Origin of the sequence: Bradyrhizobium sp. (assembly GCF_035652035.1) — a bacterium.
Lineage (GTDB): Bacteria > Pseudomonadota > Alphaproteobacteria > Rhizobiales > Xanthobacteraceae > Bradyrhizobium.
In genome coordinates this window covers 37,597-51,689 of record NZ_DASREO010000003.1, presented here as the reverse complement: position 1 = coordinate 51,689, position 14,093 = coordinate 37,597, and the positions used below count along the sequence as shown (strand labels likewise).

12 protein-coding genes and 1 tRNA gene are annotated in these 14,093 nt (G+C 61.6%); 5 read left to right on the top strand and 8 right to left on the bottom strand.

Annotated elements, in window-relative coordinates; all coding sequences use genetic code 11:
• Window positions 1–190: 190 nt before the first annotated feature.
• Window positions 191–280 (bottom strand) — tRNA-Ser (locus VFB05_RS01070).
• Window positions 281–475: 195 nt separating this feature from the next.
• Here VFB05_RS01070 and VFB05_RS01065 point away from each other — a divergent pair.
• On the top strand, window positions 476–805 hold the full coding sequence (locus tag VFB05_RS01065; protein ID WP_325007836.1) for a hypothetical protein: 330 nt from the start codon (window positions 476–478) through the stop codon (window positions 803–805).
• A gap of 58 nt (window positions 806–863) precedes the next feature.
• Here the strand turns inward: VFB05_RS01065 and VFB05_RS01060 are convergent, their stop codons facing one another.
• The 3 genes from VFB05_RS01060 to VFB05_RS01050 form a co-directional block, all read right to left on the bottom strand.
• Entirely contained in the window at window positions 864–2,309 is a 1,446-nt protein-coding gene (locus tag VFB05_RS01060; protein WP_325007834.1) for a trehalose-6-phosphate synthase, read from the bottom strand.
• Between the two features lie 178 nt (window positions 2,310–2,487).
• Window positions 2,488–3,243 (bottom strand): trehalose-phosphatase, encoded by a 756-nt coding sequence (gene otsB, locus VFB05_RS01055; RefSeq protein WP_414643125.1) that lies wholly within the window; start codon window positions 3,241–3,243, stop codon window positions 2,488–2,490.
• A 131-nt stretch (window positions 3,244–3,374) separates the two neighbouring features.
• A complete protein-coding gene (locus VFB05_RS01050) occupies window positions 3,375–4,853 on the bottom strand; it encodes an MFS transporter (protein WP_325007830.1) in 1,479 nt (492 codons plus the stop codon).
• A 143-nt stretch (window positions 4,854–4,996) separates the two neighbouring features.
• On the opposite strand from VFB05_RS01050, the gene VFB05_RS01045 reads away from it, so the two are divergent.
• Entirely contained in the window at window positions 4,997–5,365 is a 369-nt protein-coding gene (locus VFB05_RS01045; protein WP_325007828.1) for a DUF3175 domain-containing protein, read from the top strand.
• A gap of 45 nt (window positions 5,366–5,410) precedes the next feature.
• Here VFB05_RS01045 and VFB05_RS01040 read toward each other — a convergent pair whose 3' ends face one another.
• On the bottom strand, window positions 5,411–7,489 hold the full coding sequence (locus tag VFB05_RS01040; protein ID WP_414643124.1) for a methyl-accepting chemotaxis protein: 2,079 nt from the start codon (window positions 7,487–7,489) through the stop codon (window positions 5,411–5,413).
• Window positions 7,490–7,742: 253 nt separating this feature from the next.
• Here VFB05_RS01040 and VFB05_RS01035 point away from each other — a divergent pair, with 253 nt between their 5' ends.
• A complete protein-coding gene (locus tag VFB05_RS01035; protein ID WP_325007824.1) occupies window positions 7,743–8,858 on the top strand; it encodes a CaiB/BaiF CoA-transferase family protein in 1,116 nt (371 codons plus the stop codon).
• Window positions 8,859–8,864: 6 nt separating this feature from the next.
• On the opposite strand, the gene hppD is transcribed toward VFB05_RS01035, so the two are convergent.
• Window positions 8,865–9,983: a 4-hydroxyphenylpyruvate dioxygenase gene (gene hppD / locus VFB05_RS01030; RefSeq protein WP_325007822.1), complete on the bottom strand. Its 1,119-nt coding sequence runs from the start codon at window positions 9,981–9,983 to the stop codon at window positions 8,865–8,867.
• A gap of 120 nt (window positions 9,984–10,103) precedes the next feature.
• On the opposite strand from hppD, the gene VFB05_RS01025 reads away from it, so the two are divergent.
• Together VFB05_RS01025 and VFB05_RS01020 are read left to right on the top strand one after the other, a co-directional pair.
• Complete coding sequence (locus tag VFB05_RS01025; protein ID WP_325007819.1) at window positions 10,104–10,571, top strand: Lrp/AsnC family transcriptional regulator; 468 nt, start codon at window positions 10,104–10,106, stop codon at window positions 10,569–10,571.
• Window positions 10,572–10,822: 251 nt separating this feature from the next.
• Complete coding sequence (locus VFB05_RS01020) at window positions 10,823–11,134, top strand: DUF1272 domain-containing protein (RefSeq protein ID WP_325007817.1); 312 nt, start codon at window positions 10,823–10,825, stop codon at window positions 11,132–11,134.
• Between the two features lie 228 nt (window positions 11,135–11,362).
• Here VFB05_RS01020 and fahA read toward each other — a convergent pair whose 3' ends face one another.
• Both fahA and hmgA read right to left on the bottom strand, forming a co-directional pair.
• The gene (gene fahA, locus VFB05_RS01015) at window positions 11,363–12,637 is read right to left on the bottom strand and encodes a fumarylacetoacetase (RefSeq protein WP_325007815.1); all 1,275 of its coding nucleotides are present in this window, start codon (window positions 12,635–12,637) and stop codon (window positions 11,363–11,365) included.
• 108 nt (window positions 12,638–12,745) lie between these two features.
• Window positions 12,746–14,092, bottom strand: coding sequence for a homogentisate 1,2-dioxygenase (gene hmgA / locus VFB05_RS01010; RefSeq protein WP_325007813.1), 1,347 nt, complete (start codon window positions 14,090–14,092; stop codon window positions 12,746–12,748).
• Window position 14,093: the final 1 nt, after the last annotated feature.

The window sequence follows — 14,093 nt, the reverse complement described above, 5'->3', positions numbered from 1 at the left end:
TGTTAACGGCTCTGCCATGAAGAACCTGCCACCATGGCCGACTTGCCCGCGATGCAGACGACCGTTGACGCCAATGAGCGATCCTCGACCGTTGTTTAGATGTACGTTCTGCGGCGAACCGCCTTCACACGTGGGTGGAATACTGCGACCGCTCCAAGAGGAACGCGAGAAGGACTAAGGCGCTAGCGGCTGGCGGAGAGAGTGGGATTCGAACCCACGGTACGGTTTCCCGCACACACGCTTTCCAAGCGTGCGCCTTAAGCCACTCGGCCATCTCTCCGAAGAGGCACTCTCTTGAAGGCGCGCGCGGACTTTTGCAAGTGACCCGAGCATCTGCCGGAGTCATTTTCACAACATACTGAAATTACTTGATAATTTTTGGCCGAGATAATTCCGCCGCCACCGTCCTGAACCCGGAAGCCCTGACATCCGACTCCTGTATGGTGCTGACTTAAGTGAAACGGGCGAGGACACCATGACGATGCGCCAGGCGACGATGATTCTCACCATCCTGGCCGCGGCCGGATATGCGACGAGCGCACAGGCCCAGCACTGCCACCGCGAGGGCGTGGATGTGACCTGTGACGACGGTCATCGCGGGGTGTGGTCGGGCGACGCGATCATCTGGGCCGACGGCACGCGGTCGCGCCTCGCATCAGCTCACCCGAGCGTTGTCATCGGCAACAAATCCTCGGTCACGGTCGGACCCGGCGTCTTTGTCGGTCAGGGCAAAGGCATGGTCCCGCTCGAGGACCCCAGCAAGGCGCGCTGCGTCACTCTGGACGACGTGACTTATTGCAACTGAACGAAGTCCTGCGAGCTTCGCAGGGCACCTAGATCTTCGGCGAGAAAAATCCCAGCGATCATCCGCTGACCGAACGGAGCGGCCATATGAACGGCGGCCTCGACACCGGCCGCGACGCAGCCTCCCGGTCGACCCGCGCCTTTTGCAACGCCTCGACGAAGCCGGTGAACCATTGCTGGATCGAACCGCCCTTAAGCTTCGCCATCATCGCCTCCCAGCGCATCCGCCGTTCGATCAAAGGCATCGACAGCGCCGTTGCGATCGTGCGCGCCATGCCGTCGATATCGTGCGGGTTGACCAGAAGCGCGGTGTCGAGCTCGTTGGCCGCGCCGGCAAACTTCGACAGCACCAGCACACCGGGATCGGCGGGGTTTTGGGCCGCGACATATTCCTTCGCCACCAGGTTCATGCCGTCGTGCAACGGCGTGACGACGCCGACCTGGGCCGTGCGATAAAGACCAGCCAGCACGGTCTGGCTAAAACCCTTGTTGAGATAGCGGATCGGCGTCCAGTCGACTTCGCCATGAAGGCCGTTGACCTCGCTGACCAGTCGGGCGAGCTCGTTTTGCAGATTGCCATAGGCTTCGATCCCGCCGCGCGAAGGCGTCGCGATCTGCAACAGCGACACCGTGCGTGCCAACGAGGGATGCAACGTCCACATCCTGTCGAACGCCTTGATGCGGTTGACGAGCCCTTTGGAATAGTCGAGCCGGTCGACGCCGATGGCGAGCTTCTCGCCGTTCAGGCTGCGGCGCAGCCGCGACACGTCGGGATGCGAAATGGCCTTGGTGGCCTGCCGGGTGAATTTCTCCACATCGATGCCAATCGGAAAAACGGCAATACGGGTCGTTCCGTGCTGCGACGTCACAACGCCATCGTTGACGCTAAGGCCAAGCGTCGACGCCAGATATCTCGCGAAATTTTCGCAATCGTCGTCGGTCTGGAAGCCGATCAGATCATAGGCCAGCATGGCTTCCACCAGCTCGCGGTGATGGGGAACGCCTTCGATCACATCGCGCGGGGCCCAGGGCGTATGCAGGAAGAAGCCGACCGGCTGATCGACGCCGAGGTCGCGCAGTTCCGCGCCGAGCGCGAGGAAATGATAGTCCTGAATCCAGAATACGGTGTCAGGTTTCCGGAACCGCAGCAGCGCTCGCGCCATGAAGGCGTTGACTTCCCGATAGGAAAGATAATCGCCTTGCGAGACCCGGATCAGATCGGCGCGTGAATGCAGCGCCGGCCACAACGCCGAATTGGCGAAGCCTTCATAGTATCCGCCGTAATGCGCCGCCGGCAGATCCAGCATCGCAAGTGCGCCTGCGCCAAGCGCCTCGATTTCGGCGAAAGGCTCTTTCTGCACACCATCGCGCACGCGGCCGCTGGAACCGACCCAGATCGCGCCCGATTTTTCGACAATTGGAAGCAACGCGGCGGCAAGGCCTCCGGTAATCGGTTCATTGGCGTTTCCGCGCGTAATGCGGTTTGAAACGACGACGAGGCTCACCGGGTTCCCCTCCTGATGGTTCGCTCGCGTATTAACAGCCGTTCATCAATATGGTTCCTGGTCAATTTTCCTATGAATTGAAACCGAATTCAGGCGATGCCACGTCGGGAATGCGTGCCTTCACGGCCAAGATTCGTTCAACCGCTACGAAACCGCGCGAACAAAAAATGACTCACGATCACGACACCGCCAAAGCTTTGTCATCAATGAGGCGCTTCAGCCACGCGCGAACATCGCGCGGCTCCTCGAAATAGCCGGCGACGCCAGTCGCGTGACGGCCCACTGAAAAGGCGAGGCCGCCCAGATCCGGCATGATCGCGAAGACGGATTCATCTGTCACATCGTCGCCGATGAAAATCGGGCGGCGGCCACGGAACGGCTCGTGCGTCATCAGTTCGCGCACGCCGGTCGCCTTGTCGAAACCCGCTTGCTTGATTTCGCAGACGCATTTGCCGGGCAGCACCTCGATCGGCGCATTCGGCAAATCCGCGCGGATCAGCGACACGGCTTCATAGATCGCTCTCTCGGCGTGCGGCGCCAGGCGGTAGTGCAGCGCGAGCGAATAGCCCTTGTCTTCCAGAAGAATGCCCGGACTCAACCGCGCGATGGCGGCGAGGCGGCGCTTCAATTCCGGATCCATCGGCGGCGCATGCGTGGCGACTGCCTCGCCATCGGTCGAAAGTCGCATTTCCGCGCCGTGTCCACCGACACCGGGGAAACGATCCGGCGCAAAGATCAGGTCGATGTCGTTGAGCGAGCGTCCGCTGACAAGGGCGAGCGCGCCCTTTGTGCGGTCGTGCAGCGCATGCAGCGTCGCGGCCAAACCCGGCGGCACCCACACTTCGCGCGGTGTCCGCGCCAGATCAAGCAGCGTGCCGTCGATGTCTAGCAGGAAGGCACAACCGTCGAGACACTTCACGAGCTTTTCCGTCATCAGATCGAGCGAGGCGCCTTCCACGGGCCACATCTCCTGCCGCTCAGGCAGCACGCGATCAGCCAAATCGTCGCTCATGCCAAGCCTTTATTTATGTCGCCTTTATTCATTTCGTCACTCCACAGATACCGTCACTCCACAGATGCGAGCGGTTGCGCGACCGATTCCAGCGAGCGCCGCTCAGCCGCGACCGCATAGCGCCAGCCGACGGCGGCGGCGACCAGCATCAGCGCAGCGCCAAGCAGATAACCGCTAAAGACGCTGCTACGCGAGCCGGTATCGATCAGCGCACCAAATAAAATGGGACCGGCGACACCGCCAATTCCGGTTCCGACCGCATAGAACACGGCGATCGCCAGCGCACGGACCTCCAGTGGAAAATTCTCGCTGACCGTAAGATATGCCGCGCTTGCCGCCGGAGAAGCGCAGAAGAAGATGACCATCCATGCAATCGTCTGCGTTGTTGCGCTCAATGCGCCGATCTGGAACAGATAGCCGGAAAGCGCCAGCAGGATACCGGAGACGCCGTAAGTGAACACGATCATCGGACGGCGTCCCAGCGTGTCGAACAACCGCCCGAGAACAAGCGGCCCCAGAAAATTGCCGGCCGCGAAAGGCAGGATATACCAGCCCACGTCGCCGGCCGGTATCCCATAGAAATCGGTCAGGACCAGCGCGAAGGTGAAGAAGATCGCGTTGTAGAAGAACGCCTGCGCGATCATCAGCACCAAACCGACCAGCGAGCGTTCGCGATAAACCTTGAACAGAGTGTGCGCGACTTCCCTAAGCGGCGTGTGATCGCGCATACGTATTCGCAACGTCGGCCATGTGTGCGGCGCATCCCGCCTCGTGACCGAGCGCTCGATGTCACGCATGATCGCATCGGCCTGATCGGGACGGCCGTGAATGATCAGCCATCGCGGGCTTTCCGGAATCCATATCCGCATCACGAACACGACAAGCCCGAGGCAGGCACCGGTGAGATAAGCGAGCCGCCAGCCCAGATCGACAGCGATCACGTTCGGATCGAGCAGCACGATTGCGCTCACCGCGCCAAGCGCAGCTCCAATCCAGAAGCTTCCGTTGATGACGAGGTCGGTCCAGCCGCGATAGCGCGCCGGCACCAGCTCCTGAATGGTGGAATTGATAGCGGTGTACTCGCCGCCGATGCCGGCTCCGGTCAGGAACCGAAACAGCGCATAGCTCGCAACGCTCCACGACAACGCGGTCGCAGCGGTCGCAGCGAGATAAAGCGCGAGCGTAATGAAGAACAGCTTCTTGCGGCCGATGCGATCGGTTAGCCAACCGAAACCGAACGCACCAAGCACGGCGCCGGCGAGGTAACAGCTATTTGCAAAACCGACCTCGAAGTTCGAGAAGCGCAGCACAGGGCTTTCCTTGAGCGCGCCGGACAGCGCGCCCGCCAGCGTGACTTCAAGCCCGTCGAGCACCCAGGTAATCCCGAGCGCCAGCACGACACGGGTGTGAAATCCGCTCCAGCGCAAAGCATCGAGCCGGAAAGGAATGCTCGTTTCGACGACGCGGGAATCGTCAGGTCGCACAGGTTCGGTCGCAGCGTTCAAATCGCTCTGCCGTCGCTGCAAACCCATGAGCTGACCAATCAGGAATTGGCGGGGAAAAAGGCCATCGGCCAGGCTATTAACGCCGATCCGGGAGCCGGAGTTCCCTCAGCTGAACGGAGGAACGCGGCGGCTTTGCGCCCGTTGGCGCAGAAAGGTTGGAGAATTTCGATATGGCGAACGCACGCAAATCGGCGAGGTCCCGCCGCGCCGGCCGCAGGACCAGGCCTGAACGGAAAGTCGGCCGAAAGAGCGCGGGCAAAAAATCATCATCAAGGCGGTGGTCGCAACGTGTCACAGAGAAAAGCGACGCGCTCGACCTCAAGCGCGGCGTCTTCAAGCAACGCGACCCAAAACGGATCGCCTCTTCGCTCAAGCGGTCGGCCGAACGCAGTTCGCGCCGCAAGGCCGGCGCCTATCGCTCCGCACTCTCGATGCTGACCTTCTACCTCAACCGCGCGGGAAAGACCTTGCCCAAAACGCAAAGGGCGCGCCTGAACCAGGCCAAGGTCGAACTGAAACGGCAATTCGGCAGAGAATAAGCGGCGGCGCGCGTCACGCCACAACCATCATCGTGCCGGAGCGCTTTAGGCGGCGCGGATATTGGCCATGAAGCGATCGAGCTCTTCGCGCAGCCGCGTGCTTTCGGAAGACAACGAACGCGCTGCTTCCAGAACGTTGGCCGACGCCGAGCCGGTTTCAGCCGCGCCGCGGTTGACCTCCGTGATGTTCACGGCAGCCTCGCTGGTTCCTTCGGCCACGTTCTGCACGCTGCGCGCAATTTCCTGCGTGGCAGAACTTTGCTCCTGGACGGCGGACGCAATCGTCGAGGCAATGTTCGATATCTGCCCGATCGTGCCGCCGATTTCCTTGATCGCGGCGACCGATTCCTGGGTGGCGCCCTGCATGCCGGCAATGTGGGTCGATATCTCGTCGGTCGCTTTCGCCGTCTGGCTCGCCAGCGACTTGACTTCGGACGCGACGACCGCAAAGCCGCGGCCGGCATCGCCGGCGCGTGCGGCCTCGATGGTGGCATTGAGTGCCAGAAGATTGGTCTGCTCGGCAATCGCCGTGATCAGCTTCACGACATCGCCGATTTCCTGCGCCGCGCGCGACAGTTTGCCAATGCGCCCGTCGGTTTGCTGGGCCTGAAGCACGGCGGATTCCGCAATCCGGTTGGACTCTACGGCCTGCCGTCCGATCTCTTCGACAGAGGCCGAGAGCTCCTCGGTCGCGGCCGCAACCGATTGCATGTTGCTGGAAGCCTGCTCCGATGCGCCGGCCGCCTGGCCAGAGAGGTTCTGAGTGGTCTCTGCCGTGCGCGTCAGCGTTCCGGCCGACGCTTCGAGTTGCTCGGCGGATGCCGAAACGTTGGCGACGATACTGCCGACGGTCGCCTCGAACTGGTCGGCAAAGCGGATCAACTCAGCGCGGCGTCCGGCGGCGGCGGCCTTGTTCTGGGCGTCGAGATCGGCAGCATCGCGCTCGGCCTTGGCGATTGCCTGCATCTTGAATTCTTCGACGGCGCCAGCCATCTCGCCGAGTTCATCCCTGCGGCCGAGGCCCGGCAGCACGACATCGAAATTGCCGCCGGCAAGCTCACGCATCGCCTTGCACATCGCCGTCATCGGTCGCGACATTCCCCTGCCGAGAAGCACGGCGAGGAATCCGCCGAGCACGAAGCCGCCGATCGCAAGGATCACGATCAGGCGCTGGATCTCGCTGATGGTCGCGCCGGATTCGGAGTCAAGCCGCTGCTGGTCGGCGAGCAGATCGGCCTTCATCGCGTTCGAAGCCTTCATGATCGCCTGGGTCGAATCGGCCATCTCGATCGAAAGCTCATCGAGCTCCTTGGCATTGTCGATCAGCTTGGTCAGCGACTTGCGATAGTCTTCAAGGTAACTCATGGCGTCCTTGACGGACTGCGCGATCCTCGCCTCATTGGCCGGGATTGCCTGCAACGCCGCCTCGACGAACTTCAGGCGCGCCAGCGCGCCCGTGGCGATCGACTGATCTGAATTGACGACGAAGGTGCCGACAAGCGCCGTCGCGGTCTGGAACAAAGCGGCGACCTTCTTGCTCGCCACGGTGACGGCGGCCAGCGTCGAGTCGTCCTCGACCCCGCTTGGCAGATCGTCGAGCTTGTAACGCAGCTGATTGCCGTTCCGCATCAGCTCGTTTTGGCTGATGAGCTCGCTTTCCTTCTTGATCTTCACCACATCGGCAAAGACCTTGGTGAAGGAGTGAAACTCCTGATGCAGCCGCGCGATCAGCTTGGTGCGCTCGTTATTGGAAGTGTCCACGCTCTTCATCGACTGGTCGATGGCAGCGCGCAGCGCGGCTTCCGCCGTGAACGCGGCCTTGGCGTCGTCTTCCTTGCCGGTCACCGCGTAATAGCGGGCCAGCGCCCGGTACGCGATCAATTCCCGGTCGATGTTCTGGGCCTGATCGGATTCAGACACGCTCGCCCGATAAGCGGCGACGCCGCCGGAGACGCGTTCGAACCCCAGATAGGCGATACCCATGCTGACGGCGGAAATGGCAAGGACAACGGCAAAGCCGAGGCTGATTTTGCCGCGGAACCGCAAAGTGGGAAGCTTTGGCCTGGGCAACCTTGACGATCCCAGCCTGACACGTTGCAAAAGCCCCACCGCCGCCCCCTGCATTCCATAGACATTCCGGCCGCGCCGTCGGAGCACGGGCGTCCGGATATCCCGCAAGCTAAAATAGAATGGATAAGAGGTCGTAAACCGGGGCCGTGCTCGCCCTGGCCAGTTCGATCAACATTGCGTGGAAGTTTCGGCCGAACCGGCTTCATCCTGGGCAACCACCAATTGTCTGCCGCCAGTTGACGGACATCGCGACATTGGCCGACTATTGCGCCACGACTTTGGTCTTAGCGCTCGCGGAAAAAACAAAGTGCCCAGCCCGCCGGATCATCAGACATCGACGAACGCCTCTTCGGGTCCGCTAAGCGGCTTCCGAATCGTCGAATTCGCCGGCATCGGACCCGGACCATTCGCCTGCATGATGTTGGCCGACATGGGCGCCGAGGTCGTCACGCTTGATCGCCCCGGAGCCAGGAAGAACCCGAAACTGGCGGCTGCGCGCGGGCGCAAGGTCGTGGAGATCGACCTCAAGAATAAAGACGCGCTCACCCACGCGCTTGATCTGCTGGCATGCGCCGACGCTCTGGTCGAGGGTTTTCGGCCGGGCGTGATGGAGCGCCTTGGACTTGGTCCCGATCTGGTGCTGGCTCGAAATCCGCGGCTGGTTTACGGCCGCATGACCGGATGGGGACAGGATGGGCCATTGGCCCAGGCCGCCGGCCACGACATCAACTACATCTCTTTGACCGGTGCGTTGGCGGCCATCGGCCCCACCGAACGTCCGGTCCCGCCACTCAACCTCGTCGGCGATTTCGGCGGCGGCGCCCTTTATCTTGTCGTCGGCGTGCTCGCCGCGCTGCTGGAAGCGCAGAGGTCGGGCAAGGGCCAGGTGGTGGATGCCGCGATGTGCGACGGCGCCGCCTCGCTGATGTCCATGTTCTACGACTTTGCGGCCATCGGCCGCTGGATTGAAGGACGGGAGAGCAACTTTCTCGACGGCGGGGCGCACTTCTATGGCGTCTACCAATGCGCCTGTGGCAACTTCATCTCGATCGGTTCGATCGAGCCGCAGTTTTATGCGCTGCTCCGTCAGCTTGCAGGCCTGTCGGATGATGCGGCTTTCGATGCCCAGATGGAGTGCGAGGCCTGGCCTTCGTTGAAGCAGAAGCTGGCCGAAGTATTCGCGACCAAGACCCGCGACGAGTGGTGCGCCATCATGGAAGGCACTGACGTCTGTTTCGCGCCGGTGCTCACGATTGCCGAAGCGCCGATGCACCCTCACATGGCGGCGCGAAAAACCTTCGTCAAACGCCACGGGGTGACGCAACCGGCGCCGGCGCCGCGATTCTCGCGAACGCCGTCGACGGTGCGGGAGCCGGAGAAGGCGGAGCTTGCGGAAATGCTGTCAGCATGGAAACGGCGCTAGCCGCTGTCAAGCCGCGCTGTCGACCTTCAACACGCCGCGGCGGATCTGATCTTCCTCGATCGATTCGAAAAGGGCCTTGAAGTTGCCTTCGCCGAAACCATCGTCTCCCTTGCGCTGGATGAACTCGAAAAAGATCGGGCCGATCGCATTCGCGGAGAAGATTTGCAGCAGAACCTTGGTTCGGCCGCCGTCAACCACGCCCTCGCCGTCGATCAGGATGCCGTTCCCTTTCAGCCGCGCGAGCTCTTCGCCATGACCGGGCAGTCGGATGTCGACCTTCTCGAAATACGTGTCCGGCGGCGACGGCATGAAAGGCAGTCCGGCGGCGCGTAAGGTCTCCACCGTACGGTAGATGTCGCGGCAGCCGCAGGCGATGTGCTGGATGCCCTCCCCCCGGTAGACTTTCAGATATTCCTCGATCTGCCCGGAGGCGCCGGCATCCTCGTTGATCGGAATCCTGATCTTGCCGTCCGGGCTCGTCAGCGCGCGCGAGAACAGGCCGGAGGCGCGGCCCTCGATGTCGAAGAAGCGGATCTGACGAAAGTTGAAGAGCTTCTCGTAGAAGCCGGCCCAGACATCCATGCGGCCACGATGCACATTGTGGGTGAGGTGATCGATATAATAGAGGCCGGCGCCGACGGGCCTCCGATCAGGCGCGCCGAGCCACTCATACTCGCCATCATAGGCAGAGCCCTTCGCCCCGTAGCGATCGACGAAATAAAGCAGGCTGCCGCCGATACCCTTGATGGCGGGAGCATCGAGCACTTTTTGCGCGGCGGATATGTCGGCGGGCTCGGCACCGAGCGAGAGCGCCCGATTATAGGCCTTTCTCGCATCCACCACCCGGAACGCCATCGAAGGCGCACAAGGCCCGTGCGCGGCGACAAAGTTCACGCCGTGACTGCCCTCCTGCTCGTTGACGACGTAATTGACGTCGCCCTGGCGATAGACAGTGATCTTCCTCGACCGATGGCGCGCGACCGCCTCAAAGCCCATCAGCTTGAACAGCGCGTGCAGCGCAGTTCCGTCGGGATGGGCATATTCGACGAACTCGAAGCCGTCGGTGCCCATGGGATTATCGGTGCTGATCGTCGCCGGCGGCGCGTCGTGCGGAAACGGACCCATGGGAATTTTCCTTATTTCGGTCGATTGGATATTCGCTCCTCTGTCACGCAATTTCTGTGCAAATTGACCGAAACTTCGCTAGAATATGCACAACTTACGCAAAAGCGACGAGCTTCATGCATGATTTCGCTTGATACTTTCGACTTCAAAATCCTGCGGGCGTTGCAGAACGACGGCCGGCTCAGCAACCAGAACCTTGCCGAGATCGCGGGATTGTCGGCCTCGCAGTGCTCGCGCCGCCGCATGCGGCTTGAGGAAGAGAAGGTGATTTCGAGCTATCGCGCCGAGCTTGCCTCAGAGGCGCTCGGCTTTGGCGTCATCGCCTTCATCCAGATCACGCTTGCCACCCATTCGCCCGACAACGCCAAGAAATTCCGGGCGCTGGTTAGCCGCATCGATGACATCCAGGAGGCCTATGCGCTCACAGGTGACGCCGACTACATGATCAAGGCCGTGCTGCGCGATCTCAGGAGCCTGTCTCAGATGGTCAACGAAATCTTGATGCCACATCCGAGCGTCGCCCATGTGCGCTCCTCGATCGTGCTCGACCGGCTCAAGGAGAGCGGCAAGCTGCCATTGCGGGGTTGACTAGTGAAGCGACCCTGACGTTCCTTTCAGTTTCGCAGCGACCTCGTAAAAGGAACGTCAGGGGCAAAGCTTCACTAGAAGCACATCTTGGCTAGTGTCCCTTTGGTTCTGACATTCGTAAACGAACCCGCCGCGACATGATACGAATGTCAGAACCGGGACACTAGAAGCGTTGGCGTGATTCGAGGGAAATTCGTCATTCGCAATTTCAGTGCGATTTGCGATGATCGCCCTCTCGGGGAGACAAGACGATGGCGCTGCAGCTTCGGCCGAACTGCGAATACTGCGACAAGGATCTGCCGCCGCAATCAACGGATGCGCGCATCTGCAGCTACGAGTGCACCTTCTGCGCGGACTGTGCCGAGAACAAGCTCGCCAATGTCTGCCCGAACTGCGGCGGAGGATTTGCCCCGAGGCCAATTCGTCCCGCACGGGAATGGCGGCCGGGCGTCTGCGCGACAAAGCAATTGCCGTCTGACAAACGCGTGCATCTCAAATATGCGCTCGACGATATTGCCGCGCATTGCCGAGCGCTACGGGATATTCCGCCGGAGCAGCGGTAGGTCAAGGTACTCTTCGATCCTCGTGGTGAGGAGCGCGGCGCGCCCGAGCAGGCCGAGCGGTAGCGAGGGCGTTAGCGGACGACGCACAGGCTAACGCGCGTCTGCCGGACGATGCTTCGCATCGCCGCGAGAACCATGAGGCCTTGGTGTGGCCTCGCCCTTCGAGACGCTTGCTTCGCAAGCTCCTCAGGGTGAGGGCGTCAAGGGGTTACGCTGCGGCGCGAACCCTCATTTCGCCGGAACGATCGTGCCCTCGACCTCGCCGAAGCCGACGCGGTAACCATCGCCCTGGCACCAGCCGCGCATGACCAGCGAATCGCCGTCCTCGAGAAACGTCCGGGTAATGCCGCTTCCAATCTCCGCCGGCTCGGTGCCGTTCCAGGAAATCTCGAGCAGGCTGCCGCGCTGATTTTTCTCAGGCCCCGAAATCGTGCCGGACCCCAAGAGATCGCCGATATTCATCGCGCAGCCGGAAGACGCGTGGTGCAGCAATTGCTGCAGCGACGACCAATACATGTATTTGAAATTGGTGCGGCAGATGCGCGCCGGCGTGTTCATGGACGCTGCTCGCAAGCCGACTTCGAGTTCGATGTCGTAGTTGTTGGCTTTCGCCTGCTGCAAATAAGGCAGCGGCGCCGGATCCTGCTTCGGCCCATGACGCCGGAATGGCTCCAGCGCCGCCGACGTCACCACCCACGGGCTTATCGAGGTCGCAAACGCCTTGCCCTGAAATGGCCCGAGCGGAACGTATTCCCATTGCTGGATGTCGCGGGCGCTCCAGTCGTTGAGTAGCACGAAGCCGAAGATCATCTCTTCGGCCTGCGCTTCCGTCAGCGTCTCCCCCATCGGCGACGCCTGTCCGATCACCGCGCCCATTTCGAGTTCGAAATCGAGCCGCCTGCTGGCGCCAAAGCTCGGAAGTTCGGCGTTTGGCGGCTTGAGCTGCCCGCGCGGCCGCTGCACCCTGGTGCCCGAGACGACGACGGTCGAGGCGCGGCCGTTATAACCGATCGGCATGTGCAGCCAGTTCGGCTGCAACGCATTGTCCTTGCCGCGGAACATGATGCCGACATTGCTGGCGTGCTCCTTGGAGGCGTAAAAATCGGTGTAGCCGGAAACAGCGAACGGCAGATGCAGCTTCGCGTCCTTCATCGGAACGAACGCCAATTTTCGCAGCTGAGCATTGTCGCGCAACTCCGGATGATCATGTCGCAATAGCTCGCTGATTCGTGCGCGTGTTTGGGCCCAGACCTTCGGCCCAAGGGACATGAAGTGATTGAGCGATCGACCAGCAAAAACTCCCGGACCGACGTCGAAATTCAGCAGACCGTCCTGTTCGAGCTCCCAGAGGTCGAGCGCGTAATCGCCGATCGCGACGCCGACGCGCGGCGTCGGGAGAGCCGCGGTCGAGAACACGCCGTAAGGCAGGTTCTGGATCGGAAAATCCGAGTCAGCCTCGACCGGAATGAAAGAACGGAGTGCGGGATCGTTCGGGTGAGACAAGACATTCCTCCAATCGTCATGCCCAGGCCTCGACCCGGGCGTCCATCAATTTGAGCGATGGATCGCCGGGTCAAGCCCGGCGATGACAGTAGCATGTTGGGCTATTGCTTACCGCTTGCCGGGATCGAACCGCTTCTCCAGTCCCTTCCAGCAATCTGCATAGTCGCTTTGCAACGTCGCTGATTTCGCCGCATGCGCCGTGACACGCTGCGGAAACCGTGTCTCGAACATGAAGGCCATGGTGCCCGCGAGCTTGACCGGTTTCAATTCGCTGTTGCTGGCGTGATCGAACGCCTCGCGATCGGGGCCGTGCGGCAGCATCATGTTGTGCAGGCTGATGCCGCCCGGCGTGAAGCCCTGCGGCTTCGCGTCATAGACGCCGTAAACGAGCCCCATGAACTCCGACATGATGTTCATGTGATACCACGGCGGACGGAAGGTGTTTTCGGCGACAGCCCAGCGCTCGGGGAAAATCACGAAGTCGATGTTGGCGGTGCCGGCTGTTTCCGACGGCGACGTCAGCACGGTGAAGATCGACGGATCGGGATGATCGAAGCTGATCGCGCCGACCGGCGAGAACGCCCGCAGATCGTATTTGTAAGGCGCATAGTTGCCGTGCCACGCCACCACGTCGATCGGCGAATGCGGCAATTTGGTCACGTAGAGCGAGCCGCCCCATTTCACGAACAATTCCGTCGGCGTGTCCTTGTCCTCGTACGCGGCAACCGGGGTAAGGAAGTCGCGCGCATTGGCGAGGCAATTGGCGCCGATCGGTCCGCGCTCCGGCATCGTGAAGGCGCCGCCGTAATTTTCGCAGATGTAACCGCGCGCAGGGCCGCCCGTGAGTTCGACGCGGAATTTGACGCCGCGCGGAATGATGGCGATCTCGCCGGGCTCGACGTCGATCCGTCCAAATTCGGTGACGAAGCGCAAATTCCCTTGCTGCGGCACCAACAGCATCTCGCCATCGGCATTATAGAAGGCCTGATCGACCATCGACTTGGTGATGAGAAAGACATGCGCGGCCATGCCGGCTTGCGTGCCGGCGTCGCCTGCGGTCGTCATCGTCTGCACGCCCTGCAGGAAGGTCATCTCGGCCTTCGGGATCGGCGCGGGGTCCCAGCGCAACTGCCCAATCGGCATGTCATGCTCGTGACAGGGCGCGGTTCGCCACAGTCCAATGTCCACTTTTTCGAAATGGCCGGAGTGCTTGACCGAGGGACGAATGCGATAGAGCCAGGAGCGTTCGTTGCTGCCGCGCGGCGCGGTGAAGGGCGAGCCGGACAACTGTTCGGCATAGAGCCCGTAAGCGCAGCGCTGCGGCGAATTGCGCCCGATCGGCAGTGCGCCGGGCAACGCCTCGGTTTCAAAGCTGTTGCCGAAACCGGACATATAGCCCGGCGTGATGTTTGCTGAGCTGCGGTTGATCGCATCAGGAGACGTATTGATATTCATC

Excerpts from the sequence above, each read along its gene's own strand:
- VFB05_RS01025 (WP_325007819.1), top strand. The coding sequence starts at position 10,104 with ATGATTTCGCTTGATACTTTCGACTTCAAAATCCTGCGGGCGTTGCAG.
- hmgA (WP_325007813.1), bottom strand. The coding sequence starts at position 14,092 with ATGAATATCAATACGTCTCCTGATGCGATCAACCGCAGCTCAGCAAAC.
- VFB05_RS01065 (WP_325007836.1), top strand. The coding sequence starts at position 476 with ATGACGATGCGCCAGGCGACGATGATTCTCACCATCCTGGCCGCGGCC.
- hppD (WP_325007822.1), bottom strand. The coding sequence starts at position 9,983 with ATGGGTCCGTTTCCGCACGACGCGCCGCCGGCGACGATCAGCACCGAT.
- VFB05_RS01045 (WP_325007828.1), top strand. The coding sequence starts at position 4,997 with ATGGCGAACGCACGCAAATCGGCGAGGTCCCGCCGCGCCGGCCGCAGG.
- VFB05_RS01020 (WP_325007817.1), top strand. The coding sequence starts at position 10,823 with ATGGCGCTGCAGCTTCGGCCGAACTGCGAATACTGCGACAAGGATCTG.
- otsB (WP_414643125.1), bottom strand. The coding sequence starts at position 3,243 with ATGACGGAAAAGCTCGTGAAGTGTCTCGACGGTTGTGCCTTCCTGCTA.
- VFB05_RS01050 (WP_325007830.1), bottom strand. The coding sequence starts at position 4,853 with ATGGGTTTGCAGCGACGGCAGAGCGATTTGAACGCTGCGACCGAACCT.
- VFB05_RS01040 (WP_414643124.1), bottom strand. The coding sequence starts at position 7,489 with ATGCAGGGGGCGGCGGTGGGGCTTTTGCAACGTGTCAGGCTGGGATCG.